The sequence below is a fragment of the Sphingobacterium sp. B29 genome, assembly GCF_001952815.1.
GTDB lineage: Bacteria > Bacteroidota > Bacteroidia > Sphingobacteriales > Sphingobacteriaceae > Sphingobacterium > Sphingobacterium siyangense.
Map to the genome: position 1 here is coordinate 5,814,704 of NZ_CP019158.1, position 21,723 is coordinate 5,836,426.

At 37.7% G+C, this 21,723-nt stretch carries 22 protein-coding genes; 20 read left to right on the top strand and 2 right to left on the bottom strand.

Annotated features, from left to right (window positions below; genetic code table 11):
• Positions 1 to 5 precede the first annotated feature (5 nt).
• The 13 genes from BV902_RS25010 (at position 6) to BV902_RS25070 (ending at position 13,659) form a co-directional block, all read left to right on the top strand.
• Positions 6 to 1,013 (top strand): SPFH domain-containing protein, encoded by a 1,008-nt coding sequence (locus BV902_RS25010; protein WP_075994226.1) that lies wholly within the window; start codon positions 6 to 8, stop codon positions 1,011 to 1,013.
• A gap of 81 nt (positions 1,014 to 1,094) precedes the next feature.
• Positions 1,095 to 1,340: a hypothetical protein gene (locus tag BV902_RS25015; RefSeq protein ID WP_075994227.1), complete on the top strand. Its 246-nt coding sequence runs from the start codon at positions 1,095 to 1,097 to the stop codon at positions 1,338 to 1,340.
• A 191-nt stretch (positions 1,341 to 1,531) separates the two neighbouring features.
• A complete protein-coding gene (locus BV902_RS25020; RefSeq protein WP_075994228.1) occupies positions 1,532 to 2,818 on the top strand; it encodes a citrate synthase in 1,287 nt (428 codons plus the stop codon).
• A gap of 250 nt (positions 2,819 to 3,068) precedes the next feature.
• On the top strand, positions 3,069 to 4,142 hold the full coding sequence (gene nuoH, locus BV902_RS25025) for an NADH-quinone oxidoreductase subunit NuoH (protein WP_075994229.1): 1,074 nt from the start codon (positions 3,069 to 3,071) through the stop codon (positions 4,140 to 4,142).
• A gap of 3 nt (positions 4,143 to 4,145) precedes the next feature.
• Entirely contained in the window at positions 4,146 to 4,709 is a 564-nt protein-coding gene (locus tag BV902_RS25030; RefSeq protein WP_075994230.1) for a NuoI/complex I 23 kDa subunit family protein, read from the top strand.
• 3 nt (positions 4,710 to 4,712) lie between these two features.
• Entirely contained in the window at positions 4,713 to 5,258 is a 546-nt protein-coding gene (locus BV902_RS25035) for an NADH-quinone oxidoreductase subunit J family protein (protein WP_075994231.1), read from the top strand.
• Positions 5,255 to 5,563, top strand: coding sequence for an NADH-quinone oxidoreductase subunit NuoK (nuoK, locus tag BV902_RS25040; RefSeq protein WP_075994232.1), 309 nt, complete (start codon positions 5,255 to 5,257; stop codon positions 5,561 to 5,563). The genes BV902_RS25035 and nuoK overlap by 4 nt, the downstream gene beginning before the upstream one ends.
• 3 nt (positions 5,564 to 5,566) lie before the next feature.
• Positions 5,567 to 7,621, top strand: a complete 2,055-nt coding sequence (locus BV902_RS25045) for an NADH-quinone oxidoreductase subunit 5 family protein (protein ID WP_075994233.1) — start codon at positions 5,567 to 5,569, stop codon at positions 7,619 to 7,621.
• Between the two features lie 3 nt (positions 7,622 to 7,624).
• The gene (locus BV902_RS25050) at positions 7,625 to 9,226 is read left to right on the top strand and encodes a complex I subunit 4 family protein (protein WP_075994234.1); all 1,602 of its coding nucleotides are present in this window, start codon (positions 7,625 to 7,627) and stop codon (positions 9,224 to 9,226) included.
• Between the two features lie 5 nt (positions 9,227 to 9,231).
• A complete protein-coding gene (locus BV902_RS25055; protein ID WP_075994235.1) occupies positions 9,232 to 10,710 on the top strand; it encodes an NADH-quinone oxidoreductase subunit N in 1,479 nt (492 codons plus the stop codon).
• A 208-nt stretch (positions 10,711 to 10,918) separates the two neighbouring features.
• A complete protein-coding gene (locus BV902_RS25060; RefSeq protein ID WP_075994236.1) occupies positions 10,919 to 11,524 on the top strand; it encodes a DUF4254 domain-containing protein in 606 nt (201 codons plus the stop codon).
• A 3-nt stretch (positions 11,525 to 11,527) separates the two neighbouring features.
• Entirely contained in the window at positions 11,528 to 12,553 is a 1,026-nt protein-coding gene (locus BV902_RS25065) for a glycosyltransferase family 9 protein (RefSeq protein WP_075994237.1), read from the top strand.
• On the top strand, positions 12,550 to 13,659 hold the full coding sequence (locus tag BV902_RS25070; protein WP_075994238.1) for a glycosyltransferase family 4 protein: 1,110 nt from the start codon (positions 12,550 to 12,552) through the stop codon (positions 13,657 to 13,659). Before BV902_RS25065 ends, BV902_RS25070 begins: the two co-directional genes overlap by 4 nt.
• Here BV902_RS25070 and BV902_RS25075 read toward each other — a convergent pair.
• A complete protein-coding gene (locus BV902_RS25075; RefSeq protein WP_075994239.1) occupies positions 13,654 to 14,613 on the bottom strand; it encodes a glycosyl transferase family 90 in 960 nt (319 codons plus the stop codon). The genes BV902_RS25070 and BV902_RS25075 overlap by 6 nt on opposite strands.
• 31 nt (positions 14,614 to 14,644) lie before the next feature.
• A complete protein-coding gene (locus tag BV902_RS25080; protein WP_075994240.1) occupies positions 14,645 to 15,310 on the bottom strand; it encodes a glycosyltransferase family 32 protein in 666 nt (221 codons plus the stop codon).
• A 356-nt stretch (positions 15,311 to 15,666) separates the two neighbouring features.
• Between BV902_RS25080 and BV902_RS25085 the strand changes: the two genes are divergently transcribed.
• From BV902_RS25085 to BV902_RS25110, 7 genes are all read left to right on the top strand, one after another.
• On the top strand, positions 15,667 to 16,422 hold the full coding sequence (locus tag BV902_RS25085) for a glycosyltransferase family 2 protein (RefSeq protein WP_216640410.1): 756 nt from the start codon (positions 15,667 to 15,669) through the stop codon (positions 16,420 to 16,422).
• Entirely contained in the window at positions 16,419 to 17,408 is a 990-nt protein-coding gene (locus tag BV902_RS25090) for a hypothetical protein (protein ID WP_075994242.1), read from the top strand. Before BV902_RS25085 ends, BV902_RS25090 begins: the two co-directional genes overlap by 4 nt.
• Positions 17,409 to 18,197 (top strand): hypothetical protein, encoded by a 789-nt coding sequence (locus BV902_RS25095; RefSeq protein WP_216640411.1) that lies wholly within the window; start codon positions 17,409 to 17,411, stop codon positions 18,195 to 18,197.
• A 165-nt stretch (positions 18,198 to 18,362) separates the two neighbouring features.
• Positions 18,363 to 18,962 carry a hypothetical protein gene (locus BV902_RS27890; RefSeq protein WP_216640412.1) on the top strand — a complete coding sequence of 200 codons (600 nt, stop codon included), beginning with the start codon at positions 18,363 to 18,365 and terminating at the stop codon, positions 18,960 to 18,962.
• The gene (locus BV902_RS27895; protein ID WP_216640413.1) at positions 18,955 to 19,428 is read left to right on the top strand and encodes a glycosyltransferase; all 474 of its coding nucleotides are present in this window, start codon (positions 18,955 to 18,957) and stop codon (positions 19,426 to 19,428) included. The genes BV902_RS27890 and BV902_RS27895 overlap by 8 nt, the downstream gene beginning before the upstream one ends.
• An 18-nt stretch (positions 19,429 to 19,446) precedes the next feature.
• Positions 19,447 to 20,502 (top strand): hypothetical protein, encoded by a 1,056-nt coding sequence (locus BV902_RS25105; protein WP_075994243.1) that lies wholly within the window; start codon positions 19,447 to 19,449, stop codon positions 20,500 to 20,502.
• Positions 20,503 to 20,698: 196 nt separating this feature from the next.
• The gene (locus tag BV902_RS25110; RefSeq protein ID WP_075994244.1) at positions 20,699 to 21,712 is read left to right on the top strand and encodes a hypothetical protein; all 1,014 of its coding nucleotides are present in this window, start codon (positions 20,699 to 20,701) and stop codon (positions 21,710 to 21,712) included.
• Positions 21,713 to 21,723 lie beyond the last annotated feature (11 nt).

Consider the following 21,723-nt stretch of genomic DNA (forward strand, 5'->3'; position numbering starts at 1 on the left):
ACACTATGGGACTATTTAATCTTTTTAACAACCAGCTTTCTGAAGTCATCGAGTGGAAAAACCAAGACCCTCAATTATTGTGGTATAAATTCCCATCCGAAAGGAACGAAATCAAAAATTCCAGCAAGCTGATCCTCGCTCCAGGGCAGGGCTGCATCCTTGTCTATGAAGGAAAAGGTGAAAACCTGCTGACCGAACCGGGAACATACAACCTCAAAACGGACAACCATCCATTCTTTACCACTTTAGCGCGTTTACGGCAGAACTTTGAATCCGAGCATAAGCTTTACATCTACTTTTTTCGTACGGCCGCTATCGTCAATCAATCCTGGGGAACGGGAACACCGATAAAATATATCGACCCCCATTACAATTTACCAATAGAAATCGGCTTGAATGGTACGTTCTCTTACCTCATCAAGGAACCGGTGCATTTCTATAAAAATATTGTCGCTAATCAAAATACGGTCAGCACAGCTGTCATTCAAGACATCATCAATAATCGGATCCCACAACAAATTATTGCGCAGATTGCACAAAAGAAACTGGGTTACAATGAAATTGACAGTCAACTGGGACTGTTATCCAACGACATCAAGACTGCGGTTGAACAAGATTTTAATGATCTTGGTCTCGACATTACGGATTTCAAAATCTTAGGAACTCAATTTGATGCCAATACACAACGAAGAATCGGAGAAATCACCGATTTAAGCACACAAAATCAAGCGGCACAGCAGGCAGGCTTAAGCTATGTTGAACTGGAAAAATTACGTGCGCTCCGTGATGCCGCTAAAAATGAAGGGGGAATCGCGGGTGTAGGTGCACAACTGGGTGTCGGTATGGAACTCGGAAAACAGTTTGACCTCCAAAAAGAAGAGATCAAAGATCATATTCAGCAAGAGGGTGACTTTGTCGAGAAACTTCAAAAGCTGCAGCTGCTGCTCCGTGAAAACATCATTACCCAAGAAGAATTCGATACACTCAAAAAACAGATCCTCAACAAAATATAATGCATGCGGGGATATTTATATCACGATTCAGCTCAATTATACCGAGGTGAATCAATTCATAACACATAAATTAATTCAGCTATGAAATACATATTCGGTATATTATTCACCTTGGTGATACTTTTCGTTGCCACCTATTTCCTACTGGGGCTTTGGGGCATTAAGCTATTGGATGCAGAGAACTTCAGCAAAATATTGTGGACTACAGGAATTCTGACACTAACGTCCATTATTCTGGTGTGTTTTATCATACTCCCCTTTTTTGGATCGGGTAAACAGGGTAACTACGAAGACAAAGGAAAGGTTGCGCAAAGAAAAATAGATTGATATTTTTTGCAAAATAAGATAATGTTAAATTTGAATAAATTATTTGCTTATTTAAGTAAATAATTAGTGAATATTATCCAAAATGACGCAATCATGTCATTTTAATTCCAAAAGAACTTTCAATTTTAAATATCAAATAGTTAAATTTGTGAGATTAGCATAACAAATCAGATATAAGATAATATATAAACATGTCAGATAAAGCATCTATAAATTTAGACGGCACTTCGTATGACCTTCCGGTCATTGTCGGTACTGAAAATGAAAAAGCAGTTGATATTTCCAAATTAAGAGATCTAAGCGGATTTATTACGTTAGACCCAGGATACAAAAATACAGGTGCAACGAAAAGTGCGATTACTTTCCTTGATGGTGAAAAAGGCATATTGAGATATAGAGGATATCCAATTGAACAATTGGCAGAGAAATCGACTTTCTTGGAAGTTGCTTATTTGTTGATTTATGGAGAGCTTCCAAAAAAAGAGGTATTGGAAAAATTCAGAGCTGACATCAAAAAGCAAATGATGATTCACGAAGATATGAAGAACTTCTTCGCTGGATTCCCATCCAAATCTCACCCAATGGGCCAACTTTCGTGTTTAGTAGGCGCATTGTCGGCATTTTATCCAGAATCTTTAAATCCAAACTTAACAGACGAAGAAGAAGATCAAACGATCATCAATCTTTTGGCAAAAATGCCAACAATCGTTTCTTGGATTCAAAAGAAATCATTAGGTCATCCTGTTGTTTATCCAAAAAATAACCTTGGTTACATTGACAACTTCCTAAACATGCTGTTTGGAGAAGTGAATGATGAAAAAACATTCGATCCTGTTGTCATTGACGCCATGCACAAATTGTTGATTTTACATGCTGATCATGAGCAAAACTGTTCAACATCTACTGTTCGCATCGTTGGTTCATCCAATGCAAACCTTTATGCATCTGTTGCATCGGGTATCAATGCATTGTGGGGACCATTACATGGTGGTGCAAACCAAGCCGTAATCGAGATGTTGGAGGCCATTAAAAATGATGGTGGTGATGCTGAAAAATATCTTGCTAAAGCAAAAGACAAAAACGACCCTTTCCGTCTAATGGGATTCGGTCACCGCGTTTATAAAAACTTCGACCCTCGTGCTAAGATCATCAAAAAAGCATGTGATGATATCTTGGAGAAATTAGGCGTTCAAGATCCAGTATTGGATATCGCTAAAAAGCTTGAAGAAGCAGCATTGAATGACCAATATTTCATCGACAGAAAACTTTATCCAAATGTTGACTTCTATTCAGGTATCATCTACCGTGCATTAGGTTTCAAAGCAGATATGTTTACGGTATTATTTGCTTTAGGCCGTCTACCGGGATGGATTGCACAATGGAAAGAAATGCGCGAAAACAAAGAGCCTATCGGTCGTCCAAGACAAGTATACGTTGGCCACACAGAACGCGACTACGTTGAATTTTCAAATCGTTAATCCGATTTCGATTTATATCCTAAAAAAGCATCCCTCGGGGTGCTTTTTTATTTTCATCCGAGCTAACATGGATGGCATTACAGCTGTCCGAAACCACCTACTCGAACAAGATATGATTACTTGTCGTTACGCTATTGTCACGATAATCTACTTGTTAAGTATATTTTAATTTTTCCTTATCTAAATTCCCTGTTTTTCGTTAAGTTTGCGTATTCATTGGTCTCTTATTAAAAATCATTATAAATAAGACTTGTTAGAAACAATACTACATATCTTGGTTCCCATTGCTATTTTCACCTTTATAGCAGCTTTCACCTTGTTTGCAGTATATGCCGAGCGAAAGATCGCGGGATTTGTACAAGATCGCCTAGGACCAATGGAAACAGGGAAGTACGGCAGTCTCCAAACGATCGCCGACATTCTCAAATTATTACAAAAAGAATTAATTACCCCCTCATCAGCCGATAAGATTCTCTTTAGAGTTGCCCCTATCGTTATTTTCGTGGCTGTATTTACAGGTTTTGCCGTTATTCCCTGGGCCAAAGATTTTATTCCAGCCGATACGCATACGGGTCTGTTCTTCATAATGGCCATCATCTCCATTGATGCTTTGGGCATTTTAATGGCTGGCTGGGGATCTAACAACAAATATTCTTTATTAGGCTCCATGCGTGCCATAGCACAGATGGTGTCCTATGAAATTCCGGTAGGCCTCTCCCTAATTACGGTCGTTATGCTAACCCAAACCCTAAATTTGAATGAAATCGCTATTGGACAGGGCATCCTAACCAATGGAAGCATTAAATTCTTGGGCCTTTGGGAAGTCAATGAGATTGGGGGCCTCTTCGCCTGGAATATTTTTCAGGCTCCACATTTGATTATCACCTACATCATATTCTTTATCGCAACCCTTGCCGAGTGTAATCGTGCTCCCTTTGATATCCCGGAAGCCGAATCTGAATTGGTCGGTGGCTTCCATACGGAATATGGCGGGATACAATTTGCCTTTATCTTTTTGGCGGAGTATGCCATGATGTTTTTGGTATCGATGTTGGGGGTTGTTCTCTTCTTAGGAGCTTGGAATACACCGTTACCAAACATAGGAGCGATACGTTTGGCCGATTGGACCACAGGCTTGGTGTGGGGGATATTTTGGACCTTAGCCAAATCATTATTTATTGTTGGTATCCAAATGTGGATTCGATGGACATTACCACGGTTGCGTGCAGATCAACTGATGAGTTTATGTTGGAAAGTATTGACGCCGCTGGCTTTTCTTTGTATGGCCATTTCTGCAATTTGGCGAATTTTAGTTATAGCATAGGATATGATATTTAAAACGGCTTCGCATGCATTTCGTACGGCAATCAAGGGTTTATCTTTGACTGTTAAACACTTGTTTGGTGCCCGACGTTCGCGAACGGAATTAAATATCAAAAAGGATAACTACTTTGATCAGCAGGAAGGTATTGTTACTGTTCAATATCCGCGTGAAAAAATGCCTATCCCAGAGGTTGCCCGCTATCAGCTGCAAGTCGATATCGAGGACTGTATTGTATGTAATTTATGCGCAAAGGCTTGTCCTGTCGACTGCATCGAAATCGAAGCCATCAAATCTCCGGAAGCGATTGGAAAAACCTCCGATGGTAGCGTTAAAAGACTATACCCGGCCAAATTCAACATTGACATGGCTAAATGTATGTATTGCGGGCTATGTACTGTCGTATGTCCGACAGAATGTATTACCATGACCAACGAATATGACCGCAGCTCACAAAAACTGACTGATCTTATCTATGGTTTCTCAGATATGACTGATAGCGAGGTCGCACAACGTAAAGCAGAATGGACCAAGTTTCAAGCTGAAAAGGAGGCAGCAAAGCAAAAATAAAAGATGGAAAGTATTTTATTCTACGCCTTTGCTACCCTAGCAATCGGTTCAGCACTTTTGCTCGTCAATCTTAAAAATATTGCACGTGCTTTATTCCTGTTTTTTATTGTGCTATTTGCAATGGCAGGACTTTACCTATTTGCTTTAGCCGATTTTGTGGCCATTACACAAATTATGGTGTATGTTGGCGGCGTGCTCATATTGATGTTATTTGCCTTTATGCTTTCCAATAAAGAGCTTTTAAAAGATCTCCAAGATAGTAGCGGTTCATTCTTAAGCCTACCCAAATGGCAGACTATTCCAATCGTGCTTGGTTTCCTGTTACTGATGCTTTATGGCATCGTCGAGTGGCAACAAGCTTCTCCAGCATGGTGGATCTTAAATGCCAAGGAAAATAATACCGAAATCCTCGCAACAGACAATAATATTCATCAGATCGGATTACGTTTTATGACTTTTTATGTATTGCCATTTGAAATCATATCCGTGTTTTTGATGATGGCCTTGATAGGTGCCTCACATTTATCCAGAAAGGAGCGTACAATATGATTACGCTGACGCATTTTTTAGTTGTCAGTGCCTGCATCTTTTGCATTGGTCTTTATACCGTTCTTTCCAAGAAAAATGCAATTATGATTTTGGTCGGTATTGAGTTGATGATCAATGCCGCTATCCTGAACTTTGTTGCTTTTGGAAAATATGATAAATTGAGTTATGGTGGGCAAATTTTTGCATTATTTGCCATCGTTCTTGCTGCGGCCGCAGTCGCTGTTGGATTGGCTATCGTATTAAATGTTTATAGACATTACAAAACCATTAATCCGGATGAGATAAACCAATTAAAAGACAAGTAAGCATTGGATCAATTTGTTCACATATCGCCCCTTCTGACCGCGCTGCTTACTTTGGTAGCACCATTAGCGGCATTCATATATCAAGCAATAGTAGGTAAACGCGACCAGTCCGGCCTTGTTTCTCTCACGGCCATCATCCTCAGCTTTATCGCTGGCGGCTTAACCTGGTTCTCCATATGGAATAATCCGGCTGTATCAATTCAGGTAAATTGGTTCACCATCGGTGAAACGTCATTTAAAGTTGGTATCCTGCTGAACAATCTGAGCACTTTGATGCTTTTTTTGGTACCGACTGTTGCCTTACCCGTACATATATACTCCAGAGCCTATATGCATGGCGATACAGGTATTCACCGCTATTGGATGTATCTCAGCTTATTCTGTTTTGCGATGTTGGGATTGGTCATTATGGATAGCCTCCTGTTGATGTATGTTTTTTGGGAATTGGTCGGTTTTGCATCGTATCTCCTCATCGGCTTCTGGTTCACACGTGAAACAGCTGTACAAGCCAATAAAAAGGCATTTTTGGTCAATCGCATCGGCGACCTCGGTTTTCTAATCGGGCTTGCGATCCTATTTACACAGTTCAAAACCCTCAATTTAATCGATCTATTTGGGGATAATGGCTTAATTTATCAATCCACAATCGCCCAAGGATTATGGATATCTCCAGTCAATAGCTTACCTCAGATTTGGCTTACCATTGCAGGCTTAGCCTTCTTCTTGGCAGCTATGGCTAAATCTGCACAATTTCCATTACATGTATGGCTTCCTGATGCCATGGAAGGTCCTACATCCGTATCCTCGTTGATTCACGCCGCGACAATGGTTGCTGCTGGTGTATTCCTGCTGGCTACCGTATTTCCATTATTTAATGAATCTGCCTTATTATTTATTGCCATCATTGGTACAATAACCGCTGCTTTGGCCGCTTACTTCGCGCTTGGCCAATACGACATCAAACGTATTCTTGCCTTTTCGACCATATCGCAGCTTGGTTTTATGATGGTTGGCATTGGTATTGGAACATGGGATGCTGCTTTATTTCATCTGACAACTCATGCTTTCTTTAAGTGTCTGTTGTTTCTTTCTGCCGGAGCTGTCATTCATGAAATGGCGCATCTTAAAGAACATAGCCACCTGGACTTTGACCCGCAGGATTTACGGAATATGGGCGGGCTACGTCAATATATGCCAAAGACCTTCGTGCTGATGAGCATAGCTTCGCTAGCACTTGCAGGATTCCCTTTGACTTCAGGTTATCTATCCAAAGATAGTATTGTTATCTCTTCCTTTGAATGGGCTATTTCAAAAGGTAACTTATACCTTATCATCCCCATAAGTTTGATTCTGGTGAGTATTTTAACGGCTTTCTACATCGGTCGTTTGCTATTCAAAGCCTTTTTTGGGGAGTTCAGACTGTTGAAACAGCTTCAGGGCAAACTACATGATCAACCGCTACATGAAGCACCAAAGACCATGTTGATCCCCATGTTTGTTTTGGGACTGTTCTGCTTATTTCCACTGTTTTCTTTCAATCCGTTTTCGTATCACGATTCCTGGTTGATGGACGGCCTATTATTGGATGAATATACTTTTGCACCAAGCCATAGTGCGCACCTTATTATCCCAGCAATACTGCTTCTTGGTTCTGCTATTGGCTGGATCATTGGCTGGAAATGGTATGTACAAAATAAATACCCGTTGAACCCCGATAGCCAGGCATTAAAAGCCGCTTTCAACCAGGGGTATATCAATGAGTTTTACCAAGCAGTCTTTGTTAGTGGCACATTAAAATTAGCACAGTTCTGTTATTGGTTTGACCGTCATATCGTTGACGCTTTCGTTTCTTTGATTCAGTTTATCGTCTTATCCCTTTCTCAGCTAAGTGTTTGGATAGACAAATATATTGTAGATGGTTTTGTTAATACGGTTGCTTCTGTGGCTTATTGGACTGGTAATCAAGTCCGCCTGGTCCAAAATGGAAAACTACAGACAACATTGTATTCCGTCTTTTTAATAGTTTTACTTGGTTTAATTTATCTTATATTCTTTTAGGAAATGCCTATTTTATCCTTATTGATATTTTTACCGCTATTGGCTACGGCGCTCATTCTCGCCCTACCAACACGATATAAATCGAGTTACAAATATATTGCTTTAGCATTCACAGCAATACAATTTGTACTGGCCGGAATATGTTATGCACAATTTGATGCAAGCAAAACAGGAGTCCAAGATCTGGCAGGCTATCAATTTGTTGAACAGCTTTCCTGGATCCGATTAGATTTAGGATCAATAGGTAAATTAGAGATCGATTATCTTATTGGTATTGATGGGATCTCCATGCCCTTGTTATTGCTGAGTGCTTTTGTTATGCTGATGGCTATAGGCGCCTCTTGGAATATCCAGAAAAGTCCGAAGGGATACTTTGCCTTACTCATGGTACTTAATATGGCCGTTATGGGGATTTTCTGTGCATTGGATTTCTTCCTATTTTATTTGTTTTATGAAGTCATGTTACTGCCTCTCTACTTCTTGATCGGTATCTGGGGTGGTGCAAGACGCGAATACGCGGCTATAAAATTCTTTCTATATACCCTATTCGGGTCTGTATTTATGTTGTTGATTATCGTAGGATTGTATTTTTCAGTAATCAACCCTTTGACTGGAGCACATACCTTCAACATGATCTATATGATGAATCCACAGAATTATCTTGAGGGTTCTATTTTCGGCTGGGAGGGTTACCAGGAAATTTTGGGTGTTTCGGCTCGACTGATCGGTTTCATTGTGCTTTTCTTTGCCTTTGCCATTAAAGTACCCATTGTTCCCCTACATACTTGGCTACCGGATGCGCACGTTGAAGCGCCGACACCCGTATCTATTATTCTTGCCGGTATCCTCCTGAAAATTGGTGGTTACGGTATCATCCGTATCTGTTATAGCATCTTTCCCGATATGGCAGCCTTATCCAATTGGTGGCTTGGATTAATCGGCGTTGTATCCATTATTTATGGAGCCTTGAATGCCTTATCACAAAAAGACCTGAAACGAATGATTGCTTATTCATCGGTCTCTCATATGGGTTTTGTGCTGCTTGGTATTGCATCACTGACTGCCGAAGGTATTTCTGGCGCCATGTTTCAGATGATTTCCCATGGATTCTTATCAGCGGCACTCTTTTTCCTTGTTGGCGTGGTCTATGACCGAGTACATGACAGAAATATCTATAGTTTCCGTGGCCTAGCTCAAATTATGCCTAAATACACAGGTTACGTCGCTGTCGCATTTTTTGCATCCCTGGGCCTGCCCGGCTTTTCAGCCTTTATTGGTGAAGCCTTTGTCATTATCGGTTCCTTCAATGCAGCGAGCATAGGAACCGGGTTACCGCGCTGGATGGCACTTGGGGGTTCCATAGGTATCCTATTAAGTGCAGCCTATCTACTTTGGACACTGCAACGTATGTTCTTTGGACAAATTCGCTTAAAAGGTGGTGAATCTTGGAGTAATGCACTTACAGACCTAAATTCACGCGAGCAGATCATCTTATTTCCTACCCTAGCGCTCGCCTTATTACTTGGAGTTATGCCGGCATTAGTATTTAACAACCTAAACGCTAGTGTTCTGAATCTCGTGAGTTTTATCCAACAATTTATTTAATTCGCATGCTCGCATTCAGTCCATATATCAGTTCTTTCATCGATCAGATTATCGTAAGCGTTCCTTATTTTAAGCCTGAACTGACATTGATCGTCACTTTTATTGGTACTATTCTAGCTAGTCTTTTTATTGACAAACACTGGAAGCATACCTCTTTTGTCATCACCCTCATTGGACTATTGCTCAGTGGCTGTTACCTTGTGGGCCAGGGACTCAGTAAGGTAGAGATGGCTGGCTTTTTTGATATGATCCAGGTTGATGCTTTCGCTACTTCGGCGCGATTGATTATACTGCTGTCAACAATCCTGATCGCTGTTTTCATTCAACAACGTCATCAAGAACGTCCTTTAGGGGATCTTTACGCCGTGTTGCTTACGGCAACCCTTGGCTTGAACCTGCTGACTATGTCGAGTAACTGGTTGATGATCTTTATTGCAGTGGAGACAGTTTCGATCAGCTCCTATATTATGGTTGGCTATTTCTCTTCAACAAAAGTTCAATCGGAAGCTGCTTTAAAATATGTACTGTTCGGATCCATCTGTGCTGCGGTTATGCTCTATGGTTTGTCTTTACTATACGGTTTCACGGGAAACCTGAATTTTGACGCTCCAAGTCACATTGCTGGCTTGATGGAAGCACCCCAGATCATGATCAGCATTGCTTTACTATTTTTACTGACAGGTATTGGTTTCAAACTGAGTTTTTTCCCGTTTCATGTCTGGAGTCCGGATGTTTACCAAGGCGCCCCAACAGTTATTACAACCTATCTCGCTACAGTACCCAAAATTGCTGTTGTTGTGCTATTATCCAAGATACTTTCAGCCTGGCTTAACGTGTCCTTTTATTTTAGTGATTTCTTGACTTATGTGATTATTGCGATCGCCATTGCAACTATGCTAATTGGTAATTTAGCCGCTTTGCGCCAACAGGATGCCAAAAGGATGATGGCCTATTCTTCTATAGGGCATACGGGGATACTTCTTATGGCTGTATTGGTTTATCAAAATAATGAGTCAAATGTGCTCTTATTTTACCTTTCCATATACGCCCTGATGAATATCGCTGTGTTTATCTTCATTGATGCCTTGGAAGCTAGTTTAGGAAATACTACAATTGAATCGTATCGCGGCTTAGGAAAGCAGTACCCACTGCTGTTCACCTCCTTTTCAATTGTTTTAATCGCTTTGGTGGGGCTACCCCCTACTGCAGGTTTTGTTGGAAAACTTTTGGTCTTTTCCAAAGTGTTCGAACAATATCAAAACTTCCAATCCTTTGGTTTATTGGCATTGCTCCTAGTTGGTGCATTGACATCTGTCATTTCTCTATTTTATTATTTTAAAATACCACTGAATGCATTTTTAAGAGAAAATACGGGATCTCCAGCAGTGAAGTTCAATATGGTACTCTTGTGTATTGGAATCTTATGTACCGTAGCCGTATTGATCTTAGGTATCTTTCCCGATGTATTACTTTCGGCATTCTAGAAAACAGGAAACTTCTTTCATTTTAAATAAGTCTATCGTCCAATTCATTCCCTTAATGTCTGCGTTGAATAGTAAGAATAACTCCATAATATATTTTATATTTCCTCAATAAAAGTATTATCAATGGTTGAGGAGAGACCGATAAATTGTTTTTTATGTAAAGCGCAATTAAATTGCATATAAAAAGCAATTTATCTAAGTTTGTACCATGATTAGTGCAATAGCAAATCCAATTTTTCAGCGTGCTATCCAGGATTACCACGTCTACGATCAGATTGATCATCCAATCCAAAATCCGTATGACAAACAATCCCTGGAACATCTCCTCTATTTAAAATGCTGGATTGACACCGTGCAATGGCATATGGAAGATGTGGTACGTAATCCCTCGATTGAACCCCAAGAAGGCTTATACTGGAAAAGACGTATTGATGAATCCAATCAGTACCGCACAGATACCGTAGAGTATATTGATAGTTATTTTCTACAAAAATTTCAAGATATACAGGCGAGTCCTACCGCAACAATCAATACTGAAAGTCCGGCATGGGCTATTGATAGGCTTTCCATTCTGGCTTTAAAAATCTACCATATGGAGCAGGAAACATTGCGCACGGATGCTTCCGAAGCACATATCATTTCCTGCCAAGAAAAACTGAACGTTTTATTGGAACAAAGGAAAGATTTGTCCCAAAGTATTGATGAATTGATGACCGCAATCGCATCTGGCGATAAATACATGAAGGTTTATAAACAGATGAAAATGTATAACGACCCTTCATTGAACCCTGTCCTATATTCTTCAGGAAAATAAAACATGTCCTTACCGCAACGGATCATAGTAACCCGATTTTCAGCTATGGGCGATGTTGCCATGGTTGCCTCAGTGTTGAAAGAATTCTGCATTCAGTACCCTGATGTAGAAATTATTATGGTCAGCAGGCAATTCTTTGCCCCATTTTTTGATGGAATAAAAAACATACGGTTTCACGCCATTGAGCCCAAAACAATTCATAAAGGTTTATTTGGTTTGGTCAGGCTAAAGAAAGAGCTAGCACAGTACGGCACAGATACTATTGCCGACTTACATTTCAATTTGCGTTCGCGTATAATTGATCTATTATTTTCCTTATCGGGCGTAAAAGTAAAGCAGCTTGACAAAGGGCGGGAAGAAAAAAAAGCTTTAAGCCGAGAAAATAACAAAATTAAGGTTCCTTTAAAGCCAACGGTGGAGCGCTATGCAGACGTATTTCGTGCATTAGGGTTCAAATTTGAGCTCAGCAAAAAATTGGTTTCTAATTTGCAAGATGTACCCAAAGCTGCTTTTAGTATGTTTGCAAACTTCAATCGAAAGAAAATTGGTATTGCCCCATTTGCACAACATCGTTATAAGATTTTTCCTCAAACCAAAATGGAAAAGGTGATAGACGAACTCACGCACAATGGCTATGATGTTTTGTTGTTCGGCGGTGGCGAACAAGAGTTCCAAATTGCCCAAAACTGGACCGAGCGATTTCCCAACACCTATAATACCATAGGCAAATTTTCGCTGCGGGAGGAACTGGATTTGATTTCGAACCTAGATCTCATGATCAGTATGGACTCTTCCGGACTTCATATGGCATCGTTAATGGGCGTAAGGTGTCTTTCTTTGTGGGGAGCAACGCATCCTTATGCTGGATTCACAGGTTATGGGCAACAGCTAACAGACTGCATCCAAGTTGAGCACCCCAATAGACCAAGTTCAGTCTATGGCAACAAGCCCTGTGATTGTGATGGGATAGAAGCAATTGATTTAATTACACCGGAAATGGTGATCGAAAAAATAAGAGCAATAGGATGAAAATAGGATTCGATGCAAAACGCTATTTCCTAAACAAAACAGGTCTGGGAAATTATAGTCGGGACTTAATTCGTATGCTCGAAAAGTATGCTCCCGAAAATGAGTATCTAAAATATACACCAAAAACCGGTGATCAATATATCAATCAACCAGCATCTCAAAAAAATATCCGGTTGCCACAGGGTTTTATCAACACTACTTGGCCTAATATCTGGCGTAATCAACGTATTGTTCATGATTTGAAAAAGGATAAAGTTGATATTTACCATGGACTGTCTGGAGAAATTCCATTAGGTTTAGCAAAGGCACATATTAAATCTATCGTTACCATTCATGATTTAATTTTTTTGAGACACCCTGAACTTTATCATCCAATTGATCGTTGGATTTATAAGAAGAAATTCAAGCATGCCTGCGAGGCATCTGATCGTATCGTTGCCATAAGCGAATGTACTAAAAACGATATTGTCGACCTTTTTCATATACCCGAAGAAAAAATCGATGTTGTTTACCAAGGTTGCCATGAAGCATTTAAAACTATCAAAACTGAAGAGCAGAAAGCAAATCTTCGAGAGAAGTTAAAATTACCACAGGATTTCTTATTGAATGTTGGAACTATTGAACCGCGTAAAAATATTTTACCAGTAGTGAAGGCCATAAAAGACCTTGATATCCCCCTTGTTATCGTAGGTAAACCAACACGTTACTATCAAGAGATCATGGCCTATATGCAACAAAACAACATGGAAAACAGGATATTCTTTTTCCAAGGATTAGCAATGGAAGAATTGGCCGTTCTTTATGCATCGGCAACGATTTTCATTTATCCCTCAATTTATGAAGGCTTTGGAATTCCTATTATAGAGGCGCTTTACTCAGGCACTCCTGTTATCACCAGCAATATGGGCGTCTTCCCAGAAGCGGGGGGACCGGCATCTTGCTATATTGACCCTACAAATATTTCAGAGATAAAGCATGTTATAGCGACGCTGCTTGTCGATTCATCCAAGCGCCATGAAATGATCGAGAAAGGATTGGAATTTGCGCAGAAGTTTAATGATGACCGTGTTGCCAAACAGATGGCTTCTATTTATGCCAGCTTATAAATCGACCGACTGGCCCGTTGAAATAAAATACTTCTTCAATACATGAAGAGAAACCAACTCTTCTTGTGCCCGATCCATAAATAATTTCACATAGGCATTGGCCTGTTTAACAATTGTTTCAGCCTCGTCCGGATGATCTATATAAAACTGTAATTTTTCTTCCAGGTCCGAATAATCGTTTTTAATACAGATAAAATGATAGTCCGGTAATAAGGTTCCTTCCATAAACCAGGTTTCATACGTTGGCATCGGCATGACAGCGATGGAATTTGAAGACATGATCCATTTTAAGTTGGTAGCGACGTCATTTCCTTCCAGGGCAAGAATAAATTTATAAGCTAAATGTCCAGTGATAGAAAGGTAATCGTGATCAGAAGACCTAAATGCTCTTCTTAAATCACATAAGGGATGTTTGTGGTATTTCTGAAAGAAAAGTTCCCGATGGATCTGTGCAAATTCACTCCTTCCAACAAGCTTATTTTTTTTCTCCCGAAAAGGTATATGGTCAGTAATAAAATTAAAGTGCCTACTCTTATCTAGGTTAAATAATACCGAGTTGGCATTGTCACCTGCGATTGGCCTACTTTTCACTAAGGCAGGTTTATCCGGAATAGCAATAATATCACCTGGAAGGATCTGAAATTTCAGTTTTTGATTAAAATAATCAAGAAATTGTTTACTATCAAAATAATAAACACGAATCTTCTTGGGCATCTTATAATCTTTGATCGGAATTGCATCGATTGACAAAGACCGCTGCCGAGATAGTTTATTATAATAGTTTATCCGAAACCGAACCCATTCAGACTGCTGGGCCAAATCTCTGTTCAGCAACACCGAGGCCTTTTTCCGCAGCAGAAACTTTGGTCTCAGCTGTCGTCCAAATACCCTCAAATAATAAAAGAATTTAACATTCTTATTTTTTAAAAAGATTTTCTTGAAATTCAACTTCATACCATATATAAGAAATAAGAGCTGTCGTTATCTAATCGTCCTTAGGTTTGACGACAGGTACACGAAGCTGCATTTTTTTCCAATGTAACGAGCGATCGCCGTAAATCAGAATTTTACTTAGCTTATACTTGAATTTCAAAAGTCCCTGATAATCGTCTGTTATCCGTCGATAGGCAACCTGAGGATCATCTTCTAAAACCCGATTTATAGCTTCGGTATATACCGTTGGTCCTGTCATCTGATGGACATCATGTGGATATCTATTTTCCTCGATATTACGGACGATCAACTCAATTGTTTTTTTCAGGAATGGATGCCCTTTATCGTAGATCAATGCCCATTGTGCATAAAGACTTCTATTCTTCTCATGCGTAATAACCGCCGTATCCTCAGGTTTAATCACTTCATCCAAAACGCCAATAATATCGCTATCTAAATCTAAATAGATACCGCCATAAACATATAAAACCGCATACCTAAAAAAATCCGCTTTGGCAGCTCCGATCTGTAAACGGGCAAAGGCCTTATACGTACGTTGGTCAAAATTTTCCCTGATGAGCGTATCGATTTGCCCATCATCAAAAAACCGTCTGCTATAGCCCTTATTTCGTTTTAGAAATCGCCAAATATAAAACTTCGTCAACAAGGGTATCTTATTGGTTTTAAAAGTCTGATAAATAACTTTTGGAATCGCCACTTGGATTAAAAATTAAATTATGGTAATAAATAGCTTATACAGTATTGTAAAAATAGATTCAAAACTATAAAACATACAAAAATAACGATATATCCCTTACAAACACGTATTTTCTTATATTTAGTTAATCAAATATTCGCTAACTGAGAATAAACTTGTACTTCACAAACATTTCATATTTTTTATATTTTATTACAAAAAATATGTAATATATTTGTCACAATGCAATAAAGTCCACTGTGGTGATCTACATTGTGAAAACATTAAATGTCATTTTTTCAATTTGTTTGTAACGAATTAGCGAACTTTCACGTTACAATAAAGTAAGGTCCAATTTTTCAATTATATCGTATACCTTGAGTCAAAAATTAAGCGCTTTAATCATTACATACAATGAAGAGGATAATATAGTAGAAGTCCTCAAAAGCATGGATTTTGCAGATGAGATTATTGTTTTGGATTCATTCAGTACTGATCGAACGGTTGAGTTAGCCGGTCTGCACCCCAAAGTGAAAATTTATCAAAACAAATTTGAGGATTTCACTAAACAGCGCAATTTGGCTCTGGCATATGCGAATAACGATTGGATACTTTTTTTGGATGCCGACGAGCGTTTGACTTCAGCATGCCAAACGGAAATACTATCGACAATAAACGATCCGCAAGCAAAAGACGCTTATTACATGTATCGTTTATTTTTCTTTTGTGGTGAACGCATTAATTTTTCGGGAACGCAAAACGATAAGAACTTCCGTTTGTTCAAAAAAAGTAAAGCAACATACGACACGAAAAAGAAAGTGCATGAGACATTACTGGTTAATGGTACAATTGGTAGCTTAAAAAACAAGATATGGCACTATTCCTTTGCAGACTACGCGAGTTACAAAGAAAAAATGGTCCATTATGGTCAGCTTAAAGGGAAAGAACTATACGCTAAAAATAAGCAGTACTCGCTCTTAAGTCACCTGGCGAAAGTGTCCTTTAAATTTTTTAAGGCATACTTTTTGAAACTAGGAATATTAGATGGGCGACGAGGATACCAACTTTGCTACTTACAGAGTCTCAGTGTGCATGAAACTTTTAAGTCATTGAAAAGAGAAGAAAAAAAATGAAGATTTGCATTATAAGCTTTGATTACTGGAATTACGACCACCACATTGTAAAGAAATTACAAGAAAAGGGTATTGATGCATCACATATCAATATGGGTACCTATAAATACAAGAATTTTAGTGAAAGGGCTTCCAATGCAGTCAGCAAAATTTTTCTAAATAGAAATATCAAACATATAAAACGACAAGAGTACGTATTAAATACCTTGGAAAAACTAGGTCCTCAAGATCAGATATTGGTACTTAATCCACATACTTTAGATTACAAGACTATCAAACAGATCAAATCTTATACACCATATTTAATTTCCTATCTGTATGATAACCTCGAGCGTTTTCCAGTGGAAGAAAAGTTGGAGTTGTTTGATAAGATCTATTCATTTGAAGATAAGGATGTAAAAAAATATGGTTTTGAAAAGATAACAAACTACAATTATCTTTCAGAACAACCCATTCAGGCCGAAGAAATTGAAAACGACTTATTCTATATCACTTCCTATGACAAACGGCGTATCAAGCTTTTGCGTAAACTCGCGGCTCGTCTTTCTACCCTCCAAGTACGAAGTAAGATTATTGTGGTCGGAAAACAGGTATGGAAAGAGAAATTACGGAACTTTATATTAAGGCCGAAAGGCGCATCACTGATAGAATACCGAAAAAAACCTATCGACAATGAAGCCGTATTAAAAGAATACAAAAAGTCAAAAGCGATAATAGATTTGATGCGTGAAGGACAAGAAGGTTTAAGTTTTCGAGTTTTTGAAGCGATGGCTCTAGAGAAGAAAATAATAACAGATAATCCATGTATTATTGATTATGATCTATATACCACACAAAATATTCTATATATAGATAAAAATTTAAGTAACTTAGACACATCATTCTTAAATAGCCCATATAAAGCTTTATCCAACGACATTTATGAGCGCTATACACTTGATGCTTGGCTGCAGAAAATTTTTAATCTTAAAACTCTTCTATATTAAATGAAGAAAAAAATTCTATTTATCGCTCCAGGATATTACGGATTTAATGAAGTGGTAAGCGATGGGCTCAAAAAATACAGTGGCTATAAAATAATTGACGTCAATTCAACACTCCCCTACCAATACAAAAATCTCGGAGAACGTATCTATAATTTTTTCCTCAAAACTTTTTTGGGTAAAAATTTGAAAGAGATCAAAAAAGGACAATATATCCGACAAACTATAACTCAGCACGGAGAAATCGATTTATTAATCGTTAATCGCCCAGATGTATTGACAACAGAAGATTTACGTCTTGCTCAGCAAGCCTGTAAACGATCAGTATGCTTATTCTGGGATAGTATAGATAAAATTCCCTCACAAAAGAATTTTATTAATTCTTTCGATACTATATTTAGTTTTGACCCCGTCGATTGTGAGCAATTTGGTTTTAAATCAATTACAAATTTCTATTTTGCAACTCTACGTAAAACAATATTACAATATGATATTGCATTACTGATGACTTACGACAAAAGAATCACTGATGCAATTAAATTGTTCAAATATTTTGAAAAACATGGAATAAAAGCTAAAGCAAAAATATTCACCTACAAATCCCACCCTATTAAGGAAGATCTTCCAAAAAATATGGAAGTAATTCATACAATTGTTCCATTTAATAAGGCCTATGAATACTATCTTGATAGCAAGATAATACTAGATTTAGCACACCCAAACCAACGCGGCCTATCATTTAGACCATTTGAAGCTATCGGTTTGGAAAAAAAAATTAATAACGACTGCTAATATTGATCAAGCGGATTTATATCATGAGGACAACGTATACATCATTAAAGATATAAATACGATAGATATACCTAAATCTTTTATAGAGAACGATTATAGGATAATCAGCAGCAATATCAAGGAAAAGTATTTTATAAAAAACTGGATTCAAACGATCATATCATAATGCCAAATACGCCAACTATTTATTTTATTTGTCCAACCAATAGATCTGCGAGCGGTGGTGTAAAACAAATGTACCGTCAAGTACAAGTCCTAAATGAGGCTGGGTATCATGCTATAATTCTACATCGTAAAATAGGGAAAGTAGAACGTTGGTTCCATGCCAAAGTTCCCATAAAATACAATCCTTGGTTATTCAAAAGATTAAAATACGATTACCGACAAAAAAAGATCACATTCACTAAAAAAATATTTTTAAAAATACTTCGGTTGATTAGCTGTCATATTGAAAAAGATGCTATTCTAGTATTCCCTGAAATCTATGGTCCCAGAATCCATAAGATCATGCCCTTAAATAAGCGTGTTATTTTTAATCAGAATTGCTATTATACTTTTGACCATTTTGGATTAGATGAAGACTATAAAGATACACCTTATAACTCCACCGATACTCTAGCTACAATTGTCGCCTCTGAAGATGCAAAAGATTATTTTAATTATGCTTTTCCGCATATAAAAACCCTAAAAATGAACTTAGGAATAGACCATAATATCTTTTCATTGGGCACAAACAAAAAAAAAACAGATATGCTTCATGCCTAGAAAGCTTGGTGGAGACGTTGCGCAGGTTATTAATATTCTTCGATTAACTGAGCTGCCAAACGACTGGTCTCTCATATCTATTGACAATAAAACTGAATCAGAGGTTGCCGCTATTATGAAAGAGAGTATGATCTTTTTAAGCTTCAACTTTAGAGAGGGCTTCGGTTTACCGCCTGTTGAAGCTATGGCATGTGGTTGCTATATAATAGGTTATATTGGTCAAGGTGGCAGAGAATATTTTAACCCTTCATTTACAACGGCAGTTAATGAAGGAAATATCATCGATTATGTCGAATCAGTAAAGAAAATTATTGATAAATTTAATGTGAACCAAGACGAGATGTTAGAAAAGGGTCGACTGGCTTCTAAATTTGTTTTTGCTCATTACACGATAGAAAAAGAAACAGAAGATACGTTAAACATTTGGAATGAAATCATGCAATCCTCCAAACTATTGGCTCGATAATCACGATTTAAAATACGAATGGAATACAATAATAGAAAAATTATTATACTGGGTACTCCAAAAAACTTTGGGCTGAATTTAGTAATCCGCGGACAACTGGAATCTTTAGGATTTGAAGTTGTGGATATTAATATAGAAGAAAAAGCATTTTATTATAAAAGTTATTTCCTACGGCTCAAAAACCTTTTTCGAAAACTTATTTTAAAAGATCATCAGTATAAAAATCTATTACGCAAAAGATTTTTGGATGAACAATATGAGGAAAAATTTGCACATATCCAGCGAGCAGATTATGCACTTTTTATCCGAGCAGATATTTTTCCCAAATCAATTATTTCTCAGGTAAAAAGTATCACTGAACTTACAGTCGCTTATCAGTGGGATGGTTTAAATCGATATCCAGATATTTTTTCTAGAATGGAGCTTTTTGATCGATTTTTTGTTTTTGATCCTGCTGATTTAGCCATTGACGGTACTTTACCATTAACCAACTTCTATCTGGATCAGCAATTAACTGAACAAGAAAACGGCAGTTTAATTATTCCATCCATTGATATACTTTTCATAGGCACCTATATTGAAGAAAGAATCGCTGATATTTATCGGTTCTTCAATTTATTCAAAGATCGAAAAGAATTAAAAATCAAAGCAATAATTAATACTCACAGCGACAAGTTGATAAAAGAAATAAAAGAAAAGTGCCCTATCATCAGCACTATTTATGATGGCATCACTTATTTAGAGAATATTGATATGGTTAAGAGGTCCAACGTCTTAGTCGATTTTTCTAATTATTTACATGATGGATTATCTTTTCGTGTTTTTGAAGCCATTGGCTTCAAAAAAAAGCTGATCACAACCCAAAAGTCGATTAAAGAATATGATTTCTATCAACCAGAGAATATACTGATCATTGATTCTACAACAGATTACGATCAGGTCATTACATTCCTTAACGCCCCTATGCAAGAAATATCGTCTATAATAAAGAGAAAATATAGCTTCTCTAACTGGATTAAGTATGTTCTTGACCAGAAAGATTATATTCCGATCAATTTCCCTATTCAGCTATAATTTATAAGGTTTCAATTCATTAACTACGTAGTTTAACATCTTTTAAAAATAAACAGATGTAATGAAAACCTCTTTGTACTCGTTATTGATTATAATCATATAAGAAAATATCCATTCCGATAGATGAGTACGGTCACAACTTTTTTATAACTAATTACACAATGGCATGTTGTGATTTTAAAAAAAATAGAACGAAATGGGAGAAACAAAAAAGATCTTAGTAGCAACTAATCATCTAGCCGGAGTCGGCGGTTCAGAAATGTATACTTATGATTTAATCAAAGCACTTAACGTACGGCCTAATGTTGAAGTAGAATACTTCACTTTTGATAAAGGCTTAATTTCAGATAAGATAGAAGAAGAATTACACATACCTTTTATGAAAAAGAAAAGGTATGATCTGATCTTTGCTAATCACAACAGCTCGGTTAAAGAACTCTTTGCTAAGGCGCCCATCATTCAGATCTGCCACGGTATTGTACCCGAGTTAGAACAACCCTCTCCCCTTGCAGATTATCATGTCGCCATTTCAGAAGAAATATCCGATCATCTAGTGAACCTCGGTTATGCAAATGATATTATTTTAAATGGAATTGATGTACAGAAAAAAAAACCATTACGTCCAATAAACAGCACACTTCAAAGCGTACTGTCGTTATGTCAGAGTGATAAGGCCAATGCAAAATTAAAGGCTGTCTGTGATGCTAAAGGTTTAGACTTTCAGGCTTATAACAAAAATAGTAATCCAGCAGTCAGCATTGAGCAAAAGATTAATCTTTTTGATTTAGTAGTAGGAATCGGCAGATCTATTTATGATGCAATGGCATGCGGACGTCCCAGTTTAATATATGATCATCGTGTGTACAACGGAAATAAAGGAGATGGCTATTTACGTCCTGAGAATTTTTCAAAATATGTGAAGATGAATTGCTCCGGACGTTATCTTAACCGACAGTATCAAGAAAAAGAACTGATCAGGGAACTGGAGAAATACAACCCCGAAGACGGAGAGAAATTAAGAAAGATTGCTTTGTCAGAATTGAATGCCTATAAAATGGTAGATCAGCTGCTAAATACCGAAGAGCGATTAAACTGGCGTAATCGCATCAATAAATGGAAACGTTTTACCGAACATACGAAATTAATAAAACATGCATTTTTCTATAAAAAATTATATGCATTTACCAAAAATGAGTATTTCAACAGATAGTTAACCCTCCA

Coding starts and splice junctions, on each gene's coding strand:
- BV902_RS25020 (WP_075994228.1), top strand. CDS start 1,532: ATGTCAGATAAAGCATCTATAAATTTAGACGGCACTTCGTATGACCTT.
- nuoK (WP_075994232.1), top strand. CDS start 5,255: ATGATTACGCTGACGCATTTTTTAGTTGTCAGTGCCTGCATCTTTTGC.
- BV902_RS25070 (WP_075994238.1), top strand. CDS start 12,550: ATGAAAATAGGATTCGATGCAAAACGCTATTTCCTAAACAAAACAGGT.
- BV902_RS25065 (WP_075994237.1), top strand. CDS start 11,528: ATGTCCTTACCGCAACGGATCATAGTAACCCGATTTTCAGCTATGGGC.
- BV902_RS25105 (WP_075994243.1), top strand. CDS start 19,447: ATGGAATACAATAATAGAAAAATTATTATACTGGGTACTCCAAAAAAC.
- BV902_RS27890 (WP_216640412.1), top strand. CDS start 18,363: ATGCCAAATACGCCAACTATTTATTTTATTTGTCCAACCAATAGATCT.
- BV902_RS27895 (WP_216640413.1), top strand. CDS start 18,955: ATGCCTAGAAAGCTTGGTGGAGACGTTGCGCAGGTTATTAATATTCTT.
- BV902_RS25010 (WP_075994226.1), top strand. CDS start 6: ATGGGACTATTTAATCTTTTTAACAACCAGCTTTCTGAAGTCATCGAG.
- BV902_RS25035 (WP_075994231.1), top strand. CDS start 4,713: ATGGAAAGTATTTTATTCTACGCCTTTGCTACCCTAGCAATCGGTTCA.
- BV902_RS25060 (WP_075994236.1), top strand. CDS start 10,919: ATGATTAGTGCAATAGCAAATCCAATTTTTCAGCGTGCTATCCAGGAT.
- BV902_RS25110 (WP_075994244.1), top strand. CDS start 20,699: ATGGGAGAAACAAAAAAGATCTTAGTAGCAACTAATCATCTAGCCGGA.
- BV902_RS25015 (WP_075994227.1), top strand. CDS start 1,095: ATGAAATACATATTCGGTATATTATTCACCTTGGTGATACTTTTCGTT.
- BV902_RS25030 (WP_075994230.1), top strand. CDS start 4,146: ATGATATTTAAAACGGCTTCGCATGCATTTCGTACGGCAATCAAGGGT.
- BV902_RS25075 (WP_075994239.1), bottom strand. CDS start 14,613: ATGAAGTTGAATTTCAAGAAAATCTTTTTAAAAAATAAGAATGTTAAA.
- BV902_RS25055 (WP_075994235.1), top strand. CDS start 9,232: ATGCTCGCATTCAGTCCATATATCAGTTCTTTCATCGATCAGATTATC.
- BV902_RS25050 (WP_075994234.1), top strand. CDS start 7,625: ATGCCTATTTTATCCTTATTGATATTTTTACCGCTATTGGCTACGGCG.
- BV902_RS25090 (WP_075994242.1), top strand. CDS start 16,419: ATGAAGATTTGCATTATAAGCTTTGATTACTGGAATTACGACCACCAC.
- BV902_RS25095 (WP_216640411.1), top strand. CDS start 17,409: ATGAAGAAAAAAATTCTATTTATCGCTCCAGGATATTACGGATTTAAT.